The sequence below is a fragment of the Streptomyces sp. NPDC055955 genome, assembly GCF_042270245.1.
Taxonomy (GTDB): domain Bacteria; phylum Actinomycetota; class Actinomycetes; order Streptomycetales; family Streptomycetaceae; genus Streptomyces.
The window spans coordinates 289,644-308,930 of the sequence record NZ_JBHJYS010000004.1 but is presented as its reverse complement, the minus strand read 5'-3'; the positions used below and the strand labels follow the sequence as shown (position 1 = coordinate 308,930).

Below are 19,287 nucleotides of genomic sequence, written 5' to 3'. Positions count from 1 at the left end.
CACGCAGGAGGGGCCATACCGCCGTCCGGCGGTACGGCCCCTCCGCTGTGGAGTGCGGCCCTAAGTTCGGGTCACAGCTCGAAGATTCCGTAGCCGAAGCCGTCGGCGCTGATCCTGCCCCCGCTCACGGAGACCCCGGAGGCCATCACGGGGGTGGCGGTGTCCTTCGGCGCGGCTGCGTCCGCGTGTTCGCCGCGCGGGTTGACGACGACGAGATAGCGGCCGCCACGGACGTAGACCAGCGGGTAGCCGTCGTGCAGGACCTCGGTACTGCCCGCGGGGCCGAGGTCCGGGGTGGCGGTGCGCAACGCGATGAGGCGGCGGACCAGGTTCAGCAGGGAGTCGGGGTCGGCCTGCTGGGCGGCTACGTCGGGCCGGTCCGCGTCGGGGTCGACGGGCAGGTAGAGCCGGTCGGCCGGGGCGGTGGAGAAGCCCGCGTTGGGGGTGTCGTCCCACTGCATGGGGGTGCGTGAGCCGGCCCGGTTGTAGCGGGGGCCGAGGCGGCTCCCCTCGTGGTCGGGCAGGCCGGGGACGTAGCGCATGCCGATCTCGTCGCCGTAATAGATCGCGGGCAGCGTGGGCCAGGTGAGTTGGAACGCGAAGGCGGCGGGCAGCTGCTCGGCGGTGCGCGGCCCGCAGGCCAGCCGGGAGAAGTCGTGGTTGGCGGTGGGCAGGGCGATGAAGCCGGCGTCACCGATGGCGTCGCGGGCCGCGCTCCAGCCGTCGAGGAAGGTCCGCGCGGAGCCTTCGCCCGACGCGTCGAAGTACGGGGTCTGCGGCGTCCAGGGCTCGCTGACCGTGCCGGCGAAGTTGTTCCACAGGGAGCGCAGGTACAGGCCGTCGTTCTGGGAACCGAACTGGAGGAAGAAGTCGGCGTGGAAGCCGGCCGGGACGGAGACCGTCGGGTCGCCCCATTCGGACAGGAGTGCCGCGTGCGGGTGGCTGGTGTCGAGCCAGCCGCGCAGCTCCCGCCACAGTTTGGCGGTTTCGACGTGGCCGGGGTCGTCCTTGACCAGCGACGCGGCCATGTCGACGCGGAAGCCGGAGAGGCCGAGGGAGAGCCAGTGGTCCATGATGTCGCGCAGGGCGCGGCGGTTGGCGCGAGGTCCTTCGGCGTCGACGGGCAGGCGCCAGGGCTCGTCCGGGTTGCGGCGGGCGTGGCCGAAGTTGAGGGCGGGCTGTGAGTCGAAGAAGTTGGGCTGGTAGAAGCCGGGGCGGGTGCCGGGCGAGGCGACGAAGCCGGGGGGCGCCGTGTCGGTGTCGGCCCAGATGTAGCGCTGGTCGGTGGGGTCGTCCGCCGACGCCTTGAACCAGGCGTGTTCGTCGGAGGTGTGGCCCGCGACCAGGTCGAGCAGGACGCGGATGCCGCGGCTCCGGGCGGCGTCGACGAGCTTGGCCAGGTCGTCGTTGGTGCCGTAGCGCGGGGCGACGGTGAGGTAGTCGCTGACGTCGTAGCCCGCGTCCCGGAACGGCGAGGCGAAGCACGGGTTGAACCAGACGGTGTTCACGCCGAGCCAGGCCAGGTGGTCCAGCTTGGCCTCGGCACCGGCGAAGTCGCCGATGCCGTCACCGTCGGAGTCGGCGAAGGACTGCGGGTAGATCTGGTAGAGGACGGCGTCGGCGAGCCATTCGGTGGCGGGGCGGCGAGAGGTCATGGGGTGGGGTCCTCCGAGGACGGTCGGGGTGTGGTGTGCAGAACAGCCTCGATCGGCAGGTGGTCGCTGGGGAAGCGGCCGCCGGGTGCGAAGGTGTGGGCGTGCGCCGAGCGGACCCGGACGCCGGGTGAGACGAGAATCCAGTCGATGCGCTCGCCGCCGGGGACCGGGGGCCGGTAGTCGTGGAAGGTGCCCAGGTCCGGGCCGCGTTCCTCGGCGGTGACCCAGGCGTCCTCGAGACCCGCGTCGGCGAGCAGGCGGGTGTAGGGCAAACTGTCCGGTCCTGCCGGGGTGTTGAAGTCGCCGGTGACGATGGTCGGGACGCCCGCCGCGAGAGCGCTCAGACGCTCGGCGAGCAGGGCCGCGGAGCGTTCTCGGGCGTGGGCGCTCGCATGGTCGAAGTGGGTGTTGGCGGCGTACAGCTCGTCGCCGGTGACCAGGTCGCGGAAGCGGGCCCAGGTGACCATACGGGGGCAGCCGCCGCCCCAGGTGTTGGTGGCCGGGACGTCCGGTGTGCCGGAGAGCCAGAAGTGACCGTGTGTGAGGGGTGCCAGGCGCCGACGATCGTGGAAGATGGCCATGAACTCGCCGTCGTCACCGCCCTCCCGGCCCTCGCCGATCCAGCCGTAGTCGCCACCGTACTCGCTCAAGGCGGCCTCGACATCGCGCACTTGGTGCCGCAGTCCCTCCTGGGTGCCGATGAGGTGGGGACGTGCGCGGCGCAGCAGGTCGGCGACCGTCTGTCTGCGTTCGGGCCAGGTGTGGGGCGGGTTGTCCCAGTGGACCTGCAGGTTGAAACTCATGACGCGCAGTCCGTCTCCGGCCGTCGGAGTCCCGAGGTCGGCCATCAGAAACCTCCACCCACTTGTATGCGCTTCCTGAATGCGCTTACATGACTGGCGCACACGTTAACTTCGCATGGGCGATGCGGCAATAGAGCGGTGAGGGGCTCGCATGCTTCGACGGTATGAGGACCAGGTCAAGGTGCTTGTCGACCAGATGACGACCGCCGAGAAGCTGGGGCAGCTGCAGCAGCTGACCTGGACCGGTGACACGGGGCCCGGCGGCGGCCAGACCGCGCACATCGAGGCGGCCGCGCGCGCCGGCCTGCTCGGCTCGGTGCTCAACATCCATGGGGCGGCGCACACCAACGCCCTGCAGCGGATGGCCGTCGAGGAGTCCCGGCTCGGCATCCCGCTGCTGTTCGGCCTGGACGTCATCCACGGCTTCTGGACCACGTTCCCGATCCCGCTGGCCCAGGCCGCGTCCTTCGACCCGCAGGTCGCCCGCCGGGACGCCGAGGTGTCCGCGGCGGAGACCCGTTCGAACGGGGTGCGCTGGACGTTCTCACCGATGATGGACGTCACCCACGAGCCGCGCTGGGGCCGCATCGCGGAGGGCTGCGGCGAGGATCCGTACGTCAACGCCGCCTTCGCGGTGGCCAAGATCCGCGGCTACCAAGGCGCGGACGACGGAAGTGAGTTGACGGACGGGGAGCGCATCGCGGCATGCGCCAAGCACTTCGTCGCCTACGGCGGGGCCGAGGGCGGCCGCGACTACAACACGGTCGATGTCTCCGAGCAGCGGCTGCGCAACCACTACCTGCCGCCCTTCAAGGCCTCCGTCGACGCGGGCGTGGCCACGGTGATGGCAGCGTTCAACACGGTGTCGGGCGTACCGGCACACGGCAATCCGCACACGATGAACGCGATCCTCAAGGAGGAGTGGGGCTTCGACGGGTTCGTCGTCAGTGACTACACGGGCGTCGAGGAACTCGTCGCGCACGGCTTCGCCGAGGACGGTGCCGACGCGGCCCGCCTCGCGTTCGACGCCGGGCTCGACATGGAGATGGTCTCCACCAACGTGACCGAGTACGGCGAGCAGCTCGTGGCCGACGGCCTGATCGGCGAGTCCCGCCTCGACGACGCGGTGACGCGCATCCTGCGCCTCAAGTTCGCCCTCGGCCTCTTCGACCGGCCGTACACCGACGAGGCCGCCGAGATCACCGGTCCGACGCCGGCCGCGCGGGAGGCGGCGCGGGCCGCGGGCGCCCGGTCGATGGTGCTGCTCAAGAACGACGACGGTGTCCTCCCCCTGGAGCGCGACACGCCCTCGATCGCGGTCGTCGGCCCGCTCGCGAACTCCACCGATCTGCACGGCACCTGGGCCGGTCCCGGCGGCTTCCAGCTCCCGTCCGTGAGCATCGTGGACGCGGTGCGCGCGGCGGCGCCCGGCGCCCGCGTCACCCACGCCGATGACGACATCGCGGCCGTGGTCGCCGCGGCGCGGGAGGCCGAGGTCACCGTCGTCGTGGTCGGTGAACCTCCCGCGCTCAGCGGCGAGGCGGCCGTGCGCAGCGACATCTCCCTGCCCGTCGGGCAGGAGGAACTGATCGCCGCCGTCGCCGCGACCGGCAAGCCGTACGCCGTGGTCCTCCTGAACGGCAGGCCCCTGACGATCGGCGGCTGGCTGGACAGCGCGCCGGCGGTCCTCGAGGCGTGGCACCCGGGCATCGAGGCGGGGCACGCCGTGGCGGACGTGCTCTTCGGCGCGGTCAACCCGGGCGGCAAGCTGCCCGTGACCTTCCCGCGGGCGGTGGGCCAGATCCCGGTCTACTACAACCACGAGAACACCGGCCGCCCGGCCCAGGCCCCCGGCGCCGACCCGAAGTTCGTCTCGAAGTACCTGGACCTGGACGAGACCCCGCAGCTCCCGTTCGGGTACGGCCTGAGCTACACGACGTTCACCACCGGCGCCCCGGAGCTGGGGCGCACCGAGATCACCCGCGACGAGCTGGCGGCGGGCGAGACGCTCGAGGTCACGGTGGCGGTCACCAACACCGGCGACCGCGTCGGCGACGAGGTGGTCCAGCTCTACGTCCACGACGTCGCGGCGAGCATCGCGCAGCCGGTGCGCCGGCTGCGCGGCTTCGAGCGGGTGACGCTGGAGCCGGGCGAGAGCACCACGGTTCGCTTCCGGCTCGGCGCCGAGGACCTCGGCTTCTGGACGAACGACCCGGCAGGGACGTACGTCGTGGAGCGCGGCCGCGTCGACGTCTACGCCGGAACGAGCTCGACGGCACGGGCCCGCGGCACGCTGCGCATCCTCTGAGAGGCAGTACGGTCTTGCGGCCGACGCCGTGGCCGACCTCTCGTGGTGGGTCACGGCGTGGACCTGGGATGCTCTTCCAGGCCGGTCAGGAGGCTTCGAGGCCGGACAGCGCGACGGCCATGCGATCCACCGCTTCGCGGAGGATCACCGATGAGGTGGCGAAGTTGATCCGTACGAACCCGGCGCCGCCGCTGCCGAACACGTGCCCCGAGCTCAACGCGACCCGTGCCCGGTCGAGGAACAGCTGGGCGGGGCCGGCGATGTCACTGACCACGGGAGCGGCAGCCGCCGGGGACGTCGTGTGCAGGCCGAGGGTGCGGCAGTCGAGCCAGGCGAGGTAGGTCGCCTCCGGCCACATCAGGGCGAGTCCGGGAAGACGCTCGGCCACGAGGTCGGTGAGCAGCGCCCGGTTGGTGTCGAGACCTCGCAGCAGCGCGTCCAGCCAGGGCCGCCCCTGCTCGAAGGCGGCGGTGTGGGCGAGGATGCCGACGTGGCTGGGTCCGTGGCTGACCTCCTCCGGAAGCCGGTGCAGGTCGTCGACGGCGTTCGGACCGGCCACCAGCAGTGCGGCCTTCAGGCCGGCGAGGTTCCATGCCTTCGACGCGGAGTGCAGGGCGAACGCGTCCTCGGCGCCGGGGACGGTCAGGTAGGGGACGAACTCCGCACCGGGCAGGACCAGGGGTGCGTGGATCTCGTCCGAGACGACTCGCACTCCGAAGGACCTGGCCAGAGCGGCAACCGCGCCGAGTTCGGCCCGCGTGTGCACCGTGCCGGTGGGGTTGTGGGGATTGGCCAGCAGCAGCACGGTGCGCGCCGAGACGTGCTGGGCCGAGGCGAACGCGGCCCTGAGCGTCTCCATGTCGAGCCGGCCGTCGGGTCCGAGCGGCGCCTCGATCACGGTCCTGTCGGCGTGGGTGACGAAGGCGTAGAACGGCGGGTAGACCGGCGGGCACATCACCACGGCATCGCCCGGAGACGTGATGAGCCGCAGCGCCTCGACGATGCCCATCATCACGTCGGGGACGATGGCGGTCTGCTCGGCCTTCAAGCCCCGCCATCCCCAGCGGTCCGCGGCGAACGACTGGAGGGCTCGGGCGTAGGCGCGGCCGCTGGGATAGCCCGTGTCGCCCGCTTCGACGGCCTCGTGCAGCCTGGCCGCGACCGGCTGGGCGAGCGGTACGTCCATCTCGGCCACCCAGAGAGGCAGGACGTCGGCCGGAAAGGTGGTCCACTTCATGCTGGTCCGGGCCCGCAGCTGGTCGATCGTCAACTGTTCGAGCGGGTTCGTGATCGACGGATCCAAGTCGGAGGGCATGGTCGTGATGCTAGCCACGCCCCGAGGCCGGGTCGATGACGGCGCGGTATCCACGGCCCCGCTGGACTCTCCGTTCCCTGCTGCGTCCCGGTCGCCGTGCCGTCGGCCGATCAGGTGTGGGGCAGCGTCCGACCGGCGAGTGCCTCCGCGGCGGCCTGTCCACAGACCCTTGCGGCTCCGTGGGTGTCGATGCGGAGGGCTGAGTCCAAGCCGGGGCGTGGGAAGCCGAGTTCCACGATGATCGCGTCAGGACGGTGGGTGAGCAGCGCGCGCAGCCAGTCACCGACGGCGGGGCGGCGGTGTGCGTCGCGAACGGCGATGACCAGCGGAAGGCCGGCTGCCTGAGCCACGATCGACCGGGTCCGGGCCGCGTCGTACGGGGCGTCCGCGGGCAGAGCGACACGTACCGTTCCGGGCAGGAGCGAGGAGAGGGCGGGGCCCAGGCCCCACGGCACGCCGTCTCCTTGCACAACGGTGCCGGGGATGCCGAACTCGACCAGAACCGGGGCCTTGTCCAGGGGCAGCGTGGGTGCGTCGGGTGGGGTGAGGCGAAGGGCACGGCGGGCGGCCATCAGTCCCAGCTCCCGGTCCGGCGGGGCGACAGCGGCGGTCTTGGCCAGGTCGCGTTGCCAGGCGGTGAAGTCGGCCGTGTGCTGGGCGGCTTCGGCCAGCCGGTCCTCCGAGAGCTCGCCGCGTATCACCGCCTGCGCGATGGCGGTGCGCAGGGCGGTGAACTCGGCGTCGCCCGAAGTGTTGCCGAGGCAGACGAGGTCCACGCCCGCGGCCAGCGCGCGGACTGCGGCGCCGGTCAGCCCGTAGCGGGCTCGGACGGCCCGCATCTCGACGGCGTCACTGACGACGAGTCCGTCGAATCCCAGCTCGTCGCGGAGCAGTCCCGTGACCAGGCGCGGGCTCACGGTGGCGGGGTGTTCGGCGTCGTGGGCGGGGATGAGGAGGTGAGCGGTCATCACCGCGCGGGCGCCGGCGGCCAGGGCGGCGCGGAAGGGCGGCAGGGCCAGTTCGGCGATCCGGTCGGCGCCCATGGCGACGACGGGCAGGTCGGTGTGGGAGTCCTTGTCGGTGTCTCCGTGGCCGGGAAAGTGTTTCGCGCACGCGGCCGTTCCCGCACTGTGCAGTCCGCGGATCCAGGCAGCGGTGTGCCGGGCGGCCAGTGCCGGGTCCGCGCCGAAGGACCGGGTGCCGATGACCGGGTTGTCGGGGTTGGAGTTGACGTCGGCGTCGGGTGCGTAGTCGAGGTCGATGCCGACGGCGCGCAGCTCGGCGCCGATCGAACGGGCGACGGCAGCGGTCACTGCGGTGTCGTCGATGGTGCCGAGGGCGAGGTTGCCCGGGTAGGAGGAGCCCGTTGTCGCTTCGAGCCGGGTGATGTCACCGCCTTCCTCGTCGACGGCGATCAGTACGTCGGGGTTCTCGGCGCGCAGGGCATCGGTGAGCGCGGCGGTCTGCGCGCGATCGCGGATGTTGGGGCCGAAGAGAAGGAGCGAGCGCAGCCCGTCGCCGAGCCGGCGGCGGATCCAGTCGGGGGCGGCGGTGCCGTGGAAGCCGGGCTGCAGCACCTGGTCGGCGAGGGTCAGCAGCGAGCCGGATGGCCGGCCGGTGCGGAGGGACGGCATGACGGTTCCTCTCGGGTCTGGTCGTGGGGCTCAGATGTCTTTGGAGTACGTCCAGAAGACCCGGCCGAGCCGCGCCTCCACACCGCGCGCGTAGAAGTGGACGGGTCCGGTCCAGCCGATCTCGGCCTCGTCGAGCCCGGCCGCGAGCTGGTCGGCGAGGCAGCGCCGCAGCAGTACGGTTCCCACACCCATGCCGCGCAGGGCGGCGTCGGTGCCCATCGGGCCGAACCAGGACCGGCGGTTGACGCCGTGACAGGCGAAGCCCACGTATTCGACTCCGCCGGCACCCTCGCGGACGGCGACATGGCCGCGCGGCGGGTCATAGGCGAGGGCGCGTGCTGCCTCGCCGTCCCAGGTTCCGCCCCACCGGGTCATCCACGCAAGGAACGGCTTCTCGTCCTGCGTGGTGAGGCGGCGGACCTGCACTCCGGCGGCGGCCAGACGCGCTTCGTCGGCGGCCGTGTCCAGCGGCGCGGTGCGCAGGTCGACGTTCATGTTGAGGCCTTCGCGCCCGCGGGTGTAGCCGCTGGACTCGGCGAGGCAGACGGCCCGCGTGTAGCGGATGTCGATGCCGGGCCAGGCGTAGTACGGCGGCCTGCCTCGCATCATCGACCGCGTGGCACCGGCAGCGGTGAGGAGTTCCTCCGCACGGGTGAGCAGGATCCGTCCGATGCCCTGGCTCTGCGCCTGGGGGTGCACGGCGATCAGGTCGACGTGTCCGGTGACGGGGGCGTCTGCGTGTGCCGGGCCCAGGGCGCCGACGACGAGGCCCACGGGTTGCCCGTCGGCCTCGGCCAGGAGCCGGAGCCGGGGGCGGGACGCGGCCTGGGTCCACAGGAGGTCGAGCACGTCCGCGGCGTCCTGATCGTGAACGAGCGCTGCCTGGACGAGCGTTCGCAGCGCCGGAAGGTCGCTCTCGGTCGCGGTCCTGATGGAGTGAGGGGTCGTCATCGCTGCTCACCTCGGAGGTCGGTGGAGACGCCGCATGTAAATCAATAACATTCGAGTTCGTTGTTGCGGCGAAAAATTACCAGCGAGATGATCGGCCTGTCAGCCCCCCGTACCCAACCGGAAGGCAGGACCATGATGTCCGTCCCGCAAGACGTCGCAGATCTCACCGATCCGTCGGACCTCGTACGGCGTGCGGTGGAGGACGGTACGGTGCCCGGCGCCGTCCTGATCACGGGGCGAGGTGCCACGGGTGAGGTGCACACCTCTTCCTACGGTGTCACCGCTTCAGGCCCTTCGGGCCGTTCGGTCACCGCCGACACCGTCTTCGACCTGGCCTCACTGACGAAGGTGGTGGCCACCCTGCCGGCCGTGCTGCGGCTCGCCGATCGCGGAGAGCTGGGCCTGGACGACCCTGTTCGCCGCCACCTTCCCGCCTTCCGGGGGAGCGGCAAGGACCAGGTGACGATTCGTCACCTGCTGTCGCACACCTCGGGTCTGCCTCCGCACCGGGACTTCTGGCAGCTCCCCGGTGGCCCGGCCGACCGTCTGACCGCCGTGCTGCGCGAGCCGCTCGAACATCCGCCGGGCAGTGTCGTGCAGTATTCCGACCTGGGGTTCATCCTGCTCGGTGAGATCGTCGCCCGAGTCACCGGCGCACCGCTCGACAGCGCCGTACGGGACCTGGTACTCGACCCTCTCGGCCTGGGAACCGTCCGCTATCTGCCGCCCGCCGAGTGGCGTGCGCACACCGCCGCGACCGAGGCCGGACCGGACGGCGAGCCCAAGTGGGGTGTCGTCCACGACGAGAACGCCGAGGGCCTGGGAGGTGTCGCCGGACACGCGGGCCTGTTCGGCAGCGCACCCGACCTGGCGCACTATCTGAGAACCTGCTGGCTCTCCGAGGGCTCGGTGCTCTCCCGACGGATGCGTGCCGAGGCGCTGACCCTGCAGACCCGCGGCCTGAACGGCGCCCGGGGACTGGGCTGGACACTGCCCGGTGACGCCTGGGACCACATGTCCCCGCACTGGCCCGCGTCCGGTGCCGGGCACACCGGTTTCACCGGGACCAGCCTGGCGCTCGACCCGGTCAGCGGCATCTGGGTGGTGCTGCTGACCAACGCCGTGCACTACGGGCGCGGCGCGCGGGCGAAGACACTGCGTCGCGTGGTCCACGCGGCCGTCGCCCGGACCGAGTCGGCCCTTTCCCACGGAAGTTGACCACCGTGCCGCCCCCGTCGCACCGACCGTGCACGCCACGGACGAACCAGACCGTGACGGACGAATCCCTCGGCCCGCTCCCCGTCCCCCACCGAAACCGTAGGATTCCCACATGACTGCTTCACGTCACCGGAACCACGCACGAGGCGAGACCCCGCGTCGTGCGCCCAGCGCGGAACGCACCGCACCGGCACAGTCCGTGCTGGTGCAGATCCGTGCGCTGTTGCCCTCGCTGCCGCCGTCGGAGCAGCGTGTCGCTGAGGCGGCGATCGCCGATCCGGTGGGAGTGGCCGGGCGGACCATCAGCGAACTCGCCGCGGAATGCCGGACGTCCGAGACGACGGTCATCCGGTTCTGCCGGGCCGTGGGCCTCAAGGGCTACCCCGATCTGCGGATCGCGCTGGCCACGGCCGCGGGGAGCAAGGACGGCGCGCGGGTCTGGTCGAGTGCGGGCAGCGAGATCGAGCCCGACGACTCCCTGGCCAACGTGGTGAGCAAGCTGGGGTTCGCCGACGCCCGGGCCGTGGAGGAGACCATCGCCCAGATCGACCTGGACGTCCTGGAGCGGGCCATCGACGCGGTCGTCAGCGCCAGCGCCCTGGACCTGTACGGGGTCGGTGCGAGCGCGCTGATCGCGCTGGACCTCCAGCAGAAGCTGCACCGCATCGGGCACCGCGCGACCGCCTGGCCGGACCGGGACGGGGCCGTCACGTCGGCGGCCCTGCTCGGCCGGGGCGACCTGGCGATCGGCATCTCGCACACCGGCGAGTCCGCCGACACCGTGACGGCCATGCGGGAGGCCTCGGACAACGGTGCCACCACCATCGCGATCACCAACTTCCCGCGCTCCGAGATCGCCCAGGTCGCCGATCACGTCCTCGTCACCGCGGCGCGCGAGACCACGTTCAGGACCGGCGCGATGTCCAGCAGGATCGCCGCGCTGACACTGGTGGACTGCCTGTTCGTCGGCGTGGCCCAGCACAACAGCAGCCGCACGACGCGCGCGTTGGAACGCACGTACAGCGCGGTGCACCGGCGGCGCTCTAAGGGGTGAACGGCACATTCCCGCCGGTCCGGCCCGGCGGGAATGTCCGGCGTGACGCGCGACCCTCAGCCGAGGAGGCGCAGCGCCGTACGCACGTGTCCGCCGCTGTCGCCCAACGCCGCTCGCGCCTGCTGCGGTGAACACGGGGCGAGCAGGCCGACCAGAGCGGTCTTCAGTTCCCCGCCCGAGGCGGCGAGGGCGGCGGCGCACGTCTCCTCGTCGAGTCCGGTGGCCTCCACGAGGATGGTGATGAGGCGGCCGCGCAACTTGCCGTTGGTGGCGGTCACGTCGACCATCAGGTTCGAGTACGTCCGCCCCAGCGCGACCATCACCATCGTGGACAGGCTGTTGAGGACCAGCTTGTGCGCGGTGGCCGCCTTCAGCCGGGTGGAGCCGGCGATGGCCTCGGGGCCGGTGTCCACGCCGAGGTGGACGTCCACCGCGTCGGCGAGCTCCGCCGCGGGGTTGGCACTGACCAGGGCGGTGAAGGCACCGGCCGCCCGGGCGGCGCGCAGGGCCCCGCCGACGTAGGGGGTGCGGCCGCTGGCGGCCACGCCGATCGCGACGTCCCCGGAGCCCACCGGCGCCGCATCGCCCGCGCCGGCGTCGGCGCTGTCCTCCACGCCCTCGACGGGCTCGACCAACGCGCGGGGGCCGCCCGCGTGATGGGCCACCACGATGCCGGGAGGCATGCCGAACGTGGGGATCAGCTCTGCCGCGTCCATCACGGCGAGCCGCCCCGACGTCCCCGCGCCGAAGTAGTGCAGCCGGCCGCCTGCCCTGATCCGCCGCGCGGTCTCGTCGACCAGGCGGGCCAGGTCGGGCAGCACGGCGGCGACGGCCTCGGCCGGGATCCGGTCCTCGGCGTTGAGCAGGCGCAACGCCTCCAGAGTGGGGAGGTCGTCGATCTCACGGGTGCGGGGATTGCGGGTCTCTGTGGGAGCGTTGACGCGTTCGGCGTGCGGCGGGCGCATCGGGGAGTCCTCTCGGTCAGCGAGCGGGGGATCAGCGCGGCGCAACTTTGCCACAAGGGCTGGCGGTTGTACGTAACTTTTTCACGTAGGTGTCTCCCGCGTCACCCATCCGTCTGGGCCACCACTCCGGAGAGCCTGTCAGTACGGGGCCGAAGGCGGGAAGTTACGAACTGGATTCGGCCAACGCAAATTATTGACATGCCCACAGGGTCGCTCCTACGGTCTGCTCACCCTCAGGACCCTTCTTCCGCCTTGTTCTGTCATTCGATCGGAGACCACACGTATGGTCCGGTTCAAGCACTTCGTCGCAGCCTCCGCCGCACTGGCGACGCTCGGATCGCTCGCCGCTTGCGCACCGGACTCCGGTGCCAAGAACGGCGCCAGGGGCGGTGTCTTCACCACGGTCGACGCCAACAACCCGATCACGCCCGGCGCGCCGATGAACCCGTACAACGCCAACGGCAACAGCTTCGTCAGCTTCAACACCATGCGCCTCGGCTGGGACAAGAAGAACCCGCTCAACCCCAACGACAACTTCCCCGGTCTGGCCAAGAGCTGGGAGATGAAGGGCGACTCCCTGGTCGTCCACCTCCAGGACGGCGCGAAGTGGTCCGACGGCACCCCGGTGAGCCTCGACGACCTCAGGCTGTCGATGGCCCTCGGCTACACCCAGAGCGCCGCCGCGGTCGGCGCCCGCGGTCTCACCGAGGGGCTCAACGTGTCGTCGGTGGAGTCGGCCGGCGCAGGCGCCTTCGAGTTCAAGCAGGCTCCCGGGACCAAGAACCTGACCTTCACCAAGCAGGTCCTCGGCCAGGTCATCGTCAACGCCAAGGTCTACGGCCACCTGGTCCCCGCCGACATGTGGGACATCATCCACGCGAGCCAGCAGGTCGACCCGGCCAAGGCGAAGGACGCCAAGGCCGCGGCCGCCAAGCTGACCGGGGTCGGCAAGCAGGTCTCGGCCTTCGCCCCCCAGAAGGACATCTCGGCCGGCCCGTTCGTGGTGCGCAAGCTCAACCCCGGCTCGGTCATCCTCGACAAGAACAAGAACTTCTACGCCGCCGACAAGGTGGGCCCCAGCCAGGTCGTCGTCCGCCACTACTCGGGCAACGAGCAGATCTGGGGCTTCATGAAGAACGGCGAGCTGGACGCCGCGCCCTTCACCGCCATCCCCGAGAACGTGCTCAAGCAGATCGAGAGCAAGGGCTACCAGCGCACCGAGAGCGTCAGCTACGTCCAGGCGTCGCTGGCCTTCAACCAGAGCCGCGCCCCGTACGACAAGAAGGAGGTGCGCCAGGGGCTGGCGTACCTCCTCGACCGCGAGGCGGCCACCAAGGTGGGCCAGCCGGTGGGCGGCGAGACCGCCGCCGCGCCGACCGGCATGGTCGACAAGATGACCCAGGCCTGGCTGACCAAGGACCAGTCCTCGGCTCTGGAGCCCTACGCCCACGACGCGGCCAAGGCCGAGGCGCTGTTCAAGAAGGCCGGCCTGACCAAGAAGGGCGGCAAGTGGTACCTGGCCAACGGCAAGCAGTGGAAGATGACGCTGCAGACCGTCAACGGCTTCAGTGACTGGATCTCCGCCTCCACCGTCATCGCCAACCAGCTCACCTCGGCCGGTATCGACACCAAGCCGCAGCTGTCCGCCGACTTCGGCAAGTACCAGGAGGACATGGCCGCGGAGAAGTTCGACGTGGGCTGGTGGCTCACCGCCGTCGGGTCCACCGCGCGCGGCGACTTCCAGCGTCTGTACGGCGAGTCCGACGGGTTCACCGCCAACGGTGACAAGGCCTCCCACACGGACAAGAAGGGCTCGGGCAACTGGATGCACGGCCCGGTCGAGGTCACCGTGGGCGGCAAGCGCGTCAACCCCGGGAACCTGACCGCGCAGCTCGCCGGCCTGGACAACGAGTCGGCCAAGCCGATCATCAACCAGCTCGCCCAGGTCACCGCGCAGGAGGTGCCGGTCATCCCGATCTGGGACTACACCAACGTGAAGTTCTACAACGAGAAGAACTTCACCAAGTTCCCCAAGAACGGGCAGGACGACCTGCTGGGCAACTTCCCCGGCATGTGGATGGCGCAGGGCTACATCCAGCCCAAGAAGTAAGCGATCCCAGCCGATCGGACAGGGCGGCAGCCGCACAGCCGCCGCCCTGTCCGCCTGTGTCATCTCACCCACCGCACCACACACCCCGGAAAGGAGGTGATGAACGTGAAGGGACTCGTCCGCGCCGTCCTGACCAAGCTGGCCGGCGGCGCGGTGATGGTCTGGGTCGTGGCCTCGTTCACGTTCTTCCTCGTCCACGCGCTGCCGGGCAGCCCGGGCAAGGTGGCCTACGAGGGCTACCTCAGCCAGGGCATGTCCCCCGACGAGGCCATGGCCAAGGTCGCCGTGATCTACGGCTACACCTCGCAGGACCCCCTGGCCACCCAGTACGTGAACTACCTGTCCGACCTGCTGCACGGCAACCTCGGCCTCTCGATCTCCTACAGCGGCGTGCCGGTGTCCCAGGTGATCGGCAACGCCCTGCCCTGGACACTGATCCCGATCCTCAGCGGCCTGCTGATCAGCTTCGCCATCGGCATCACCGCGGGTGTGGTGGCGGCGGTCAAACGCTCCTCGCGCTGGGGCGGCGCGCTCAGCCTGTCCGCCTCGCTGATCGCCGGCATCCCGTCCTTCGTGCTCGCGATCCTGCTCACCACCGTCTTCCACACCCAGCTGGGCTGGCTGCCGTACGGCGAGACCAACGACCCCTGGGTGGACTCCGGCTGGAGCGCCGCGTACATCGGCTCCGTCGCCTACTACGCGATCCTGCCCGTCGCCACCTACGTACTCATCTCCTACGGCGGCTGGATGCTCTCCATGCGCTCCTCGGTCGCCTCCGTACTCGGCGACGACTTCATCCTCGCCTCCGAACTGCGCGGCATCGCCCCCGGCACACGGCTGCGCTACATCGGCCGCAACGCCATCCTGCCGCTGTTCACCACCCTGGCGATCGCCTGTGGCTATCTCTTCGGCGGCGCGATTCTGATCGAGAACGCCTTCAACTACCCGGGCCTGGGACGTCTGTTGCTGCAGAGCATCGGATCCCGCGACTACCCGCTGATGACCGGCGCGTTCCTCATCATCACCATCGCCGTCGTGCTCGCCAACATCATCGCGGACCTGCTCTACTCCGTGATCGACCCCCGAGTGAGGCGCTGAGACGATGACCACCACACCTCTCACCGCCGAACCGCGCCCCGCCGTCGTCACGCCGCGCCGCCGCTACTGGACCGGCATCCGGCGCGTGCTCACCCGCAAACCGGGCCGGGTCGCCGGTCTGGTCATCCTGGTGTTCTTCACCCTGATGGGCGTCTTCGGCCCGATGCTCTACTCCGACAACCTCGCCGTCGACCCGAACGCGGTCTACGCTCCGCCGAGCGCCGAGCACTGGCTGGGCACCGACTTCGCCGGGTCCGACGTCTTCCAGGCCCTGGTCGTCGGATCCCGCTACGTCCTGTTGACCTGCGCGATCGCCGGACTGTTCGCCGTCGGCATCGGCACCGCCGTCGGCCTGCTGGCCGGTTTCCACCGCGGGCTTGCCGACTCGCTGCTGATGCGTGCCACCGACTTCATCCTCACCATCCCGGGCCTGCCGGTGCTGGTCGTGCTCTCCACCGTGTGGGCCTTCGGCAGCCCGCTGGAGATGGGCCTGGTACTCGGCATCGTCGGCTGGGGCGGCATCGCTCGCGCCGTGCGCTCCCAGACGCTCAGCCTGCGCGAGCGCGGCTTCCTCGAAGCCGCCCGGAGCCTGGGCCTGCCCAACCGTCACATCCTCGTCAAGGAACTCCTGCCCAACCTCGCCCCCTACGTGGCGATGAACCTGCTGCTGGCCATCGTCAGCTTCGTCGAGGCACAGGTCGGCCTGTTCTTCCTGGGCATCGTGCCGTTCACGTCCACCAACTGGGGCGTGATGATCAACCAGGCGGTGTTCTCCGGCGGCGCGCTGCAGAGCCCGGAGGCCCTGATGTACCTCCTCGCCCCGCTGGTCTGCATCCTGCTGCTCATCACCGGCGTCGTGCTGTTCCTCGACGCGATCGACGAGCTGTTCAACCCGCGTTTGAGGGAGCGCTGATGACCCACCACACCACCACGGCGACCGCCGAGGCAGAGGTCCGGGTGCGCGACCTGACGGTCCATTACCGCATCGAGGGCACCGAGTACCCGGCCATCGCGGGCGTCACGCTCGACCTGCCCCGCGGCCGGATCACCGGCCTCGTCGGCGAGTCCGGCTCCGGCAAGTCCACGCTCGCGCTCGCCCTGATGAACGCCATCCCCGAGCCGGGCCGGGTGAGCGGCGGCACCGTCCACGTCGACGGCGTTGGCGAGATCACCGCCCTCTCCGCCAAGCAGCTGCGCGCCGTACGCGGCTCGGCGCTCGGCTACGTGTTCCAGGCCTCCCAGAACTCCATGAACCCGCTGCGCACCATCGGCCAGCAGATCCTGGACCTCGGCCGTTCCCACGACGTGAAGGACCTCCCCGAACTCCTGCGACGCGCACGTGAACTGGCCGAGCGCATGGGCCTGGACGGCCGTCGCGTCCTCGACTCCTACCAGCACGAACTCTCCGGCGGCATGCGCCAGCGCCTGGGCATCGTCTTCGCACTCGTCCTCAACGCCAAGGTGCTCATCCTCGACGAGCCGACCACGGCCCTGGACGTGCTGTCCCAGGCCGCCGTTCTGAAGATCATCCGCGAGGTGCACGAGGAGAACCACCTCAGCACCCTGATCGTCACCCATGACATGGGCGTCGTGTCGGAGATCGCGGACAACCTCGCCGTGATGTACGGCGGCCGCATCGTCGAGCACGGCCCGGCACTGGAACTGCTGCGCGCTCCGTCCCACCCGTACACGAAGGCCCTCATCCGTGCCACGGCCCGGATCACGGGTGACCTCGCCAGTGCCCGGGCGCTGCCCGGCCGGCCGCCGGACCTGACCACCATCCCGAAGGCGGGCTGTGTGTTCCGCGAGCGCTGCGCGTTCGCCACGGACGTGTGCACCGGCTCGGAACCGCAGCTCGAGGAGTTCCGGCCCGACCACCGTCGCGCCTGCCACGCCGACGTGGCCCTCGTCCGCTCATCCCCCGCCACCCCGAAGGGAGACGCGTCGTGATCGAGGCACGCGGCCTCACCCGCACCTACCGCACCCGCGGCGCGTTCACCGGCGAGCGCACCGTCCACGCCCTGCGCGCCGTGGACTTCACCCTGCCCAAGGGCGGAGCCGTCTCCTTCATCGGCGAATCGGGCTGCGGCAAGACCACGCTCGGCAAGATCCTCACCGGGATCGAGACGTTCGACGGCGGCGAACTCCTCGTCGACGGAACAGAGCTGTCGAAACTCCCGCCGCGCAAACGAGCCCCGTACTTCCGCCGTATCCAGATGATCCACCAGGATCCGTACTCGGCCCTCAACCCCACCCGCACCATCGACCAGATCCTCGGCGACCCCCTGCGGATGCGCGCGAAAGTGACCGGTGCCGCGTCCTCGGGAGTCCGTGGGCGGGCCGCGGAGCTGCTGGAACTGGTCGGCCTCGAACCCGACGGCGTCCTGCCCAAGTACCCCCACCAGCTGTCCGGCGGCCAGCGCCAGCGCGTCGTCATCGCCCGCGCGCTGACCGTGGACCCGGAAGTGCTCATCGCCGACGAAGCCGTCTCGATGATCGATGTGTCCTTGCGGCTCGGCATCCTCGGGCTGCTGCACGATCTGCGCACCCGCCTGGGGATCTCCCTGTTCTTCATCACCCATGACGTGGCCACCGCGCGCTACATCGGCGCAGGGGGAGAACTGCACGTCATCTACCGCGGCCAGGTCATCGAACGGGGGCCGACCGACGACATCATCCAGGCGCCCGTCCACCCCTACACCCAGTGTCTGCTGTCCGCCGTCCCCATCATGCGCGGACGGGAGGAGCCCGGCCCCGACCGGCTGGAGCCGCTCGCCCCGCTCGACGAGAAGGCACAGGCGGACGGCTGCCTCTTCGCTCCTCGCTGCCCCTTCGCCGACGAGCGGTGCACCGCCGCCCGGCCGGTCCTCGAACAGCTCGGGGACACGGGGCAGGACCACGCCTGCTTCCATCCCGCACCGCGACGCGTGGTCGGCGTGGAGATCCAGCCGGCGGGCGTCTGACGACCTCTCGGTGGTACAGGCACCACATGCGGCTGCCGGAACCCCTGACGGGGCTCCGGCAGCCGTTCGTTTCCCGCGCTGACGATCAGCCCGCCTCGTGCGGGGCCGGACCGGACAGCGAGTCGGCAAGGGCCGCCGAGGTGACACCGGTGACGTGGTAGTAGCCGAGCAGGTCGCTGTGCGAGGCGACGGTGTCCTGCCGTACGTAGGTTCCGGTGTGCGAAGCGTTGATCATCAACCCGTTGCCGATGTAGACCCCGACATGATGCACCGTCGACGCCGAACCACCGAAGTACACCAGGTCGCCCGGGATCGCGCCGGCCGCGCTGACCTGCGCCAGCTTCGGGTTGACCACCTGGTCGCGTGTGGTCTGGCCGATGTCGCCGGCCCCCGCGCGCCAGTACAGCCACCGCGTGAAGCCCGAGCAGTCCAGACCCACTTCCTTGTCCGCCGGGCACGGCTGGATCGAGCCGCTGTAGTCGTCACAGATGCCGATCGACGGGCCGAACGAGAACGCCCCGTCCTCATGACCGCCGCCCCAGACATACTGGATGTTCTGACCGGTGGCCTGCTGCGCGTAGCCGACGACCGCGGCGTAGCGCCCCGAGCCGAGGTCGGCCGGCTGCTGCGGCGCCGCGTCGCCGTACAGCTCGGCCTTGGTCGGCGGGTCCACCAGCCCGGTGGCCGCCAGGCCGTGCGACGACTGGTAGGAGCTCACCGCGGCGACGGTGGCGGAGCCCAGATCGTGGTCCACGGTCAGACCGGCCCCGTTGGAGTTGAGCTTGTTCTGCAGCTCGGTGACGCAGCCGTCGTTCTCGCCCGCCTCCAGCTGCACGGGGCAGCGCAGTGAACGCAGGTCGATCGGCACGGCCGGATCCTCGTAGTACAGCGCGGACTTGGTGGCGGGCCCGACCAGACCGTCCGAGGTGAGCCCCTGGGAGGTCTGGTACGCCTTGACCGCCGTGGTGGTGGCCGACCCGAAGTCGCCGTCGACCGTCAGCGAGGCGCCGTGGGCGTTCAGCAGAGTCTGGAGTTCCGTGACACATCCGCTCACCTGCCCCTGCTGAACGGTGTTGGGGCAGTCGGACGAGACCAGAATGATGCGTGCGGGCGCGGTCGCCGCTGCCGCGGGCACGAGAGTGCCCAGCGCGAGCAGCCCCGCCGCCAGGGCAACCCCCAGGCCGCGGACGGCCCGGTGACGTCTGTGGTGCAC

Annotated in this window: 15 protein-coding genes; 8 read left to right on the top strand and 7 right to left on the bottom strand. The window is 70.6% G+C overall.

Annotation, left to right across the window (positions count from 1 at the left end):
* Positions 1 to 71: 71 nt before the first annotated feature.
* Complete coding sequence (locus ACFC96_RS10055; RefSeq protein WP_376611310.1) at positions 72 to 1,655, bottom strand: alpha-amylase family glycosyl hydrolase; 1,584 nt, start codon at positions 1,653 to 1,655, stop codon at positions 72 to 74.
* A complete protein-coding gene (locus tag ACFC96_RS10050) occupies positions 1,652 to 2,503 on the bottom strand; it encodes an endonuclease/exonuclease/phosphatase family protein (protein ID WP_376611309.1) in 852 nt (283 codons plus the stop codon). The genes ACFC96_RS10055 and ACFC96_RS10050 overlap by 4 nt, the downstream gene beginning before the upstream one ends.
* Before the next feature lie 106 nt (positions 2,504 to 2,609).
* Between ACFC96_RS10050 and ACFC96_RS10045 the strand changes: the two genes are divergently transcribed.
* Positions 2,610 to 4,766, top strand: a complete 2,157-nt coding sequence (locus tag ACFC96_RS10045) for a glycoside hydrolase family 3 N-terminal domain-containing protein (protein WP_376611308.1) — start codon at positions 2,610 to 2,612, stop codon at positions 4,764 to 4,766.
* 85 nt (positions 4,767 to 4,851) lie between these two features.
* On the opposite strand, the gene ACFC96_RS10040 is transcribed toward ACFC96_RS10045, so the two are convergent.
* The 3 genes from ACFC96_RS10040 to ACFC96_RS10030 all read right to left on the bottom strand — a co-directional run bounded on the left by ACFC96_RS10040 (position 4,852) and on the right by ACFC96_RS10030 (position 8,666).
* The gene (locus ACFC96_RS10040) at positions 4,852 to 6,081 is read right to left on the bottom strand and encodes a MalY/PatB family protein (RefSeq protein ID WP_376261409.1); all 1,230 of its coding nucleotides are present in this window, start codon (positions 6,079 to 6,081) and stop codon (positions 4,852 to 4,854) included.
* Positions 6,082 to 6,191: 110 nt separating this feature from the next.
* Positions 6,192 to 7,715 (bottom strand): glycoside hydrolase family 3 protein, encoded by a 1,524-nt coding sequence (locus tag ACFC96_RS10035; protein ID WP_376611306.1) that lies wholly within the window; start codon positions 7,713 to 7,715, stop codon positions 6,192 to 6,194.
* A gap of 30 nt (positions 7,716 to 7,745) precedes the next feature.
* Positions 7,746 to 8,666: a GNAT family N-acetyltransferase gene (locus ACFC96_RS10030; RefSeq protein ID WP_376611304.1), complete on the bottom strand. Its 921-nt coding sequence runs from the start codon at positions 8,664 to 8,666 to the stop codon at positions 7,746 to 7,748.
* A gap of 135 nt (positions 8,667 to 8,801) precedes the next feature.
* Here ACFC96_RS10030 and ACFC96_RS10025 point away from each other — a divergent pair, with 135 nt between their 5' ends.
* Positions 8,802 to 9,884: a serine hydrolase domain-containing protein gene (locus ACFC96_RS10025; protein ID WP_376611302.1), complete on the top strand. Its 1,083-nt coding sequence runs from the start codon at positions 8,802 to 8,804 to the stop codon at positions 9,882 to 9,884.
* A gap of 112 nt (positions 9,885 to 9,996) precedes the next feature.
* The gene (locus ACFC96_RS10020) at positions 9,997 to 10,938 is read left to right on the top strand and encodes a MurR/RpiR family transcriptional regulator (RefSeq protein ID WP_376261417.1); all 942 of its coding nucleotides are present in this window, start codon (positions 9,997 to 9,999) and stop codon (positions 10,936 to 10,938) included.
* Between the two features lie 56 nt (positions 10,939 to 10,994).
* On the opposite strand, the gene ACFC96_RS10015 is transcribed toward ACFC96_RS10020, so the two are convergent.
* Positions 10,995 to 11,903 (bottom strand): N-acetylmuramic acid 6-phosphate etherase, encoded by a 909-nt coding sequence (locus ACFC96_RS10015; RefSeq protein ID WP_376261419.1) that lies wholly within the window; start codon positions 11,901 to 11,903, stop codon positions 10,995 to 10,997.
* Between the two features lie 283 nt (positions 11,904 to 12,186).
* Here ACFC96_RS10015 and ACFC96_RS10010 point away from each other — a divergent pair, with 283 nt between their 5' ends.
* From ACFC96_RS10010 to ACFC96_RS09990, 5 genes are all read left to right on the top strand, one after another.
* Positions 12,187 to 14,013, top strand: a complete 1,827-nt coding sequence (locus ACFC96_RS10010; protein WP_376261421.1) for an ABC transporter substrate-binding protein — start codon at positions 12,187 to 12,189, stop codon at positions 14,011 to 14,013.
* A 99-nt stretch (positions 14,014 to 14,112) separates the two neighbouring features.
* Positions 14,113 to 15,111 carry an ABC transporter permease gene (locus tag ACFC96_RS10005; protein ID WP_376611300.1) on the top strand — a complete coding sequence of 333 codons (999 nt, stop codon included), beginning with the start codon at positions 14,113 to 14,115 and terminating at the stop codon, positions 15,109 to 15,111.
* 4 nt (positions 15,112 to 15,115) lie between these two features.
* On the top strand, positions 15,116 to 16,024 hold the full coding sequence (locus ACFC96_RS10000) for an ABC transporter permease (RefSeq protein WP_340458925.1): 909 nt from the start codon (positions 15,116 to 15,118) through the stop codon (positions 16,022 to 16,024).
* Complete coding sequence (locus tag ACFC96_RS09995) at positions 16,024 to 17,061, top strand: ABC transporter ATP-binding protein (RefSeq protein ID WP_340458926.1); 1,038 nt, start codon at positions 16,024 to 16,026, stop codon at positions 17,059 to 17,061. The genes ACFC96_RS10000 and ACFC96_RS09995 overlap by 1 nt, the downstream gene beginning before the upstream one ends.
* Positions 17,058 to 18,074: an ABC transporter ATP-binding protein gene (locus ACFC96_RS09990; protein WP_376611299.1), complete on the top strand. Its 1,017-nt coding sequence runs from the start codon at positions 17,058 to 17,060 to the stop codon at positions 18,072 to 18,074. Before ACFC96_RS09995 ends, ACFC96_RS09990 begins: the two co-directional genes overlap by 4 nt.
* 85 nt (positions 18,075 to 18,159) lie before the next feature.
* On the opposite strand, the gene ACFC96_RS09985 is transcribed toward ACFC96_RS09990, so the two are convergent.
* Positions 18,160 to 19,287, bottom strand: coding sequence for a peptidoglycan-binding protein (locus ACFC96_RS09985; protein WP_376611297.1), 1,128 nt, complete (start codon positions 19,285 to 19,287; stop codon positions 18,160 to 18,162).

Coding starts and splice junctions, on each gene's coding strand:
- ACFC96_RS10050 (WP_376611309.1), bottom strand. CDS start 2,503: ATGGCCGACCTCGGGACTCCGACGGCCGGAGACGGACTGCGCGTCATG.
- ACFC96_RS10055 (WP_376611310.1), bottom strand. CDS start 1,655: ATGACCTCTCGCCGCCCCGCCACCGAATGGCTCGCCGACGCCGTCCTC.
- ACFC96_RS10040 (WP_376261409.1), bottom strand. CDS start 6,081: ATGCCCTCCGACTTGGATCCGTCGATCACGAACCCGCTCGAACAGTTG.
- ACFC96_RS10035 (WP_376611306.1), bottom strand. CDS start 7,715: ATGCCGTCCCTCCGCACCGGCCGGCCATCCGGCTCGCTGCTGACCCTC.
- ACFC96_RS10030 (WP_376611304.1), bottom strand. CDS start 8,666: ATGACGACCCCTCACTCCATCAGGACCGCGACCGAGAGCGACCTTCCG.
- ACFC96_RS10000 (WP_340458925.1), top strand. CDS start 15,116: ATGACCACCACACCTCTCACCGCCGAACCGCGCCCCGCCGTCGTCACG.
- ACFC96_RS10005 (WP_376611300.1), top strand. CDS start 14,113: ATGAACGTGAAGGGACTCGTCCGCGCCGTCCTGACCAAGCTGGCCGGC.
- ACFC96_RS09995 (WP_340458926.1), top strand. CDS start 16,024: ATGACCCACCACACCACCACGGCGACCGCCGAGGCAGAGGTCCGGGTG.
- ACFC96_RS10015 (WP_376261419.1), bottom strand. CDS start 11,903: ATGCGCCCGCCGCACGCCGAACGCGTCAACGCTCCCACAGAGACCCGC.
- ACFC96_RS10010 (WP_376261421.1), top strand. CDS start 12,187: ATGGTCCGGTTCAAGCACTTCGTCGCAGCCTCCGCCGCACTGGCGACG.
- ACFC96_RS10045 (WP_376611308.1), top strand. CDS start 2,610: ATGCTTCGACGGTATGAGGACCAGGTCAAGGTGCTTGTCGACCAGATG.
- ACFC96_RS10025 (WP_376611302.1), top strand. CDS start 8,802: ATGTCCGTCCCGCAAGACGTCGCAGATCTCACCGATCCGTCGGACCTC.
- ACFC96_RS10020 (WP_376261417.1), top strand. CDS start 9,997: ATGACTGCTTCACGTCACCGGAACCACGCACGAGGCGAGACCCCGCGT.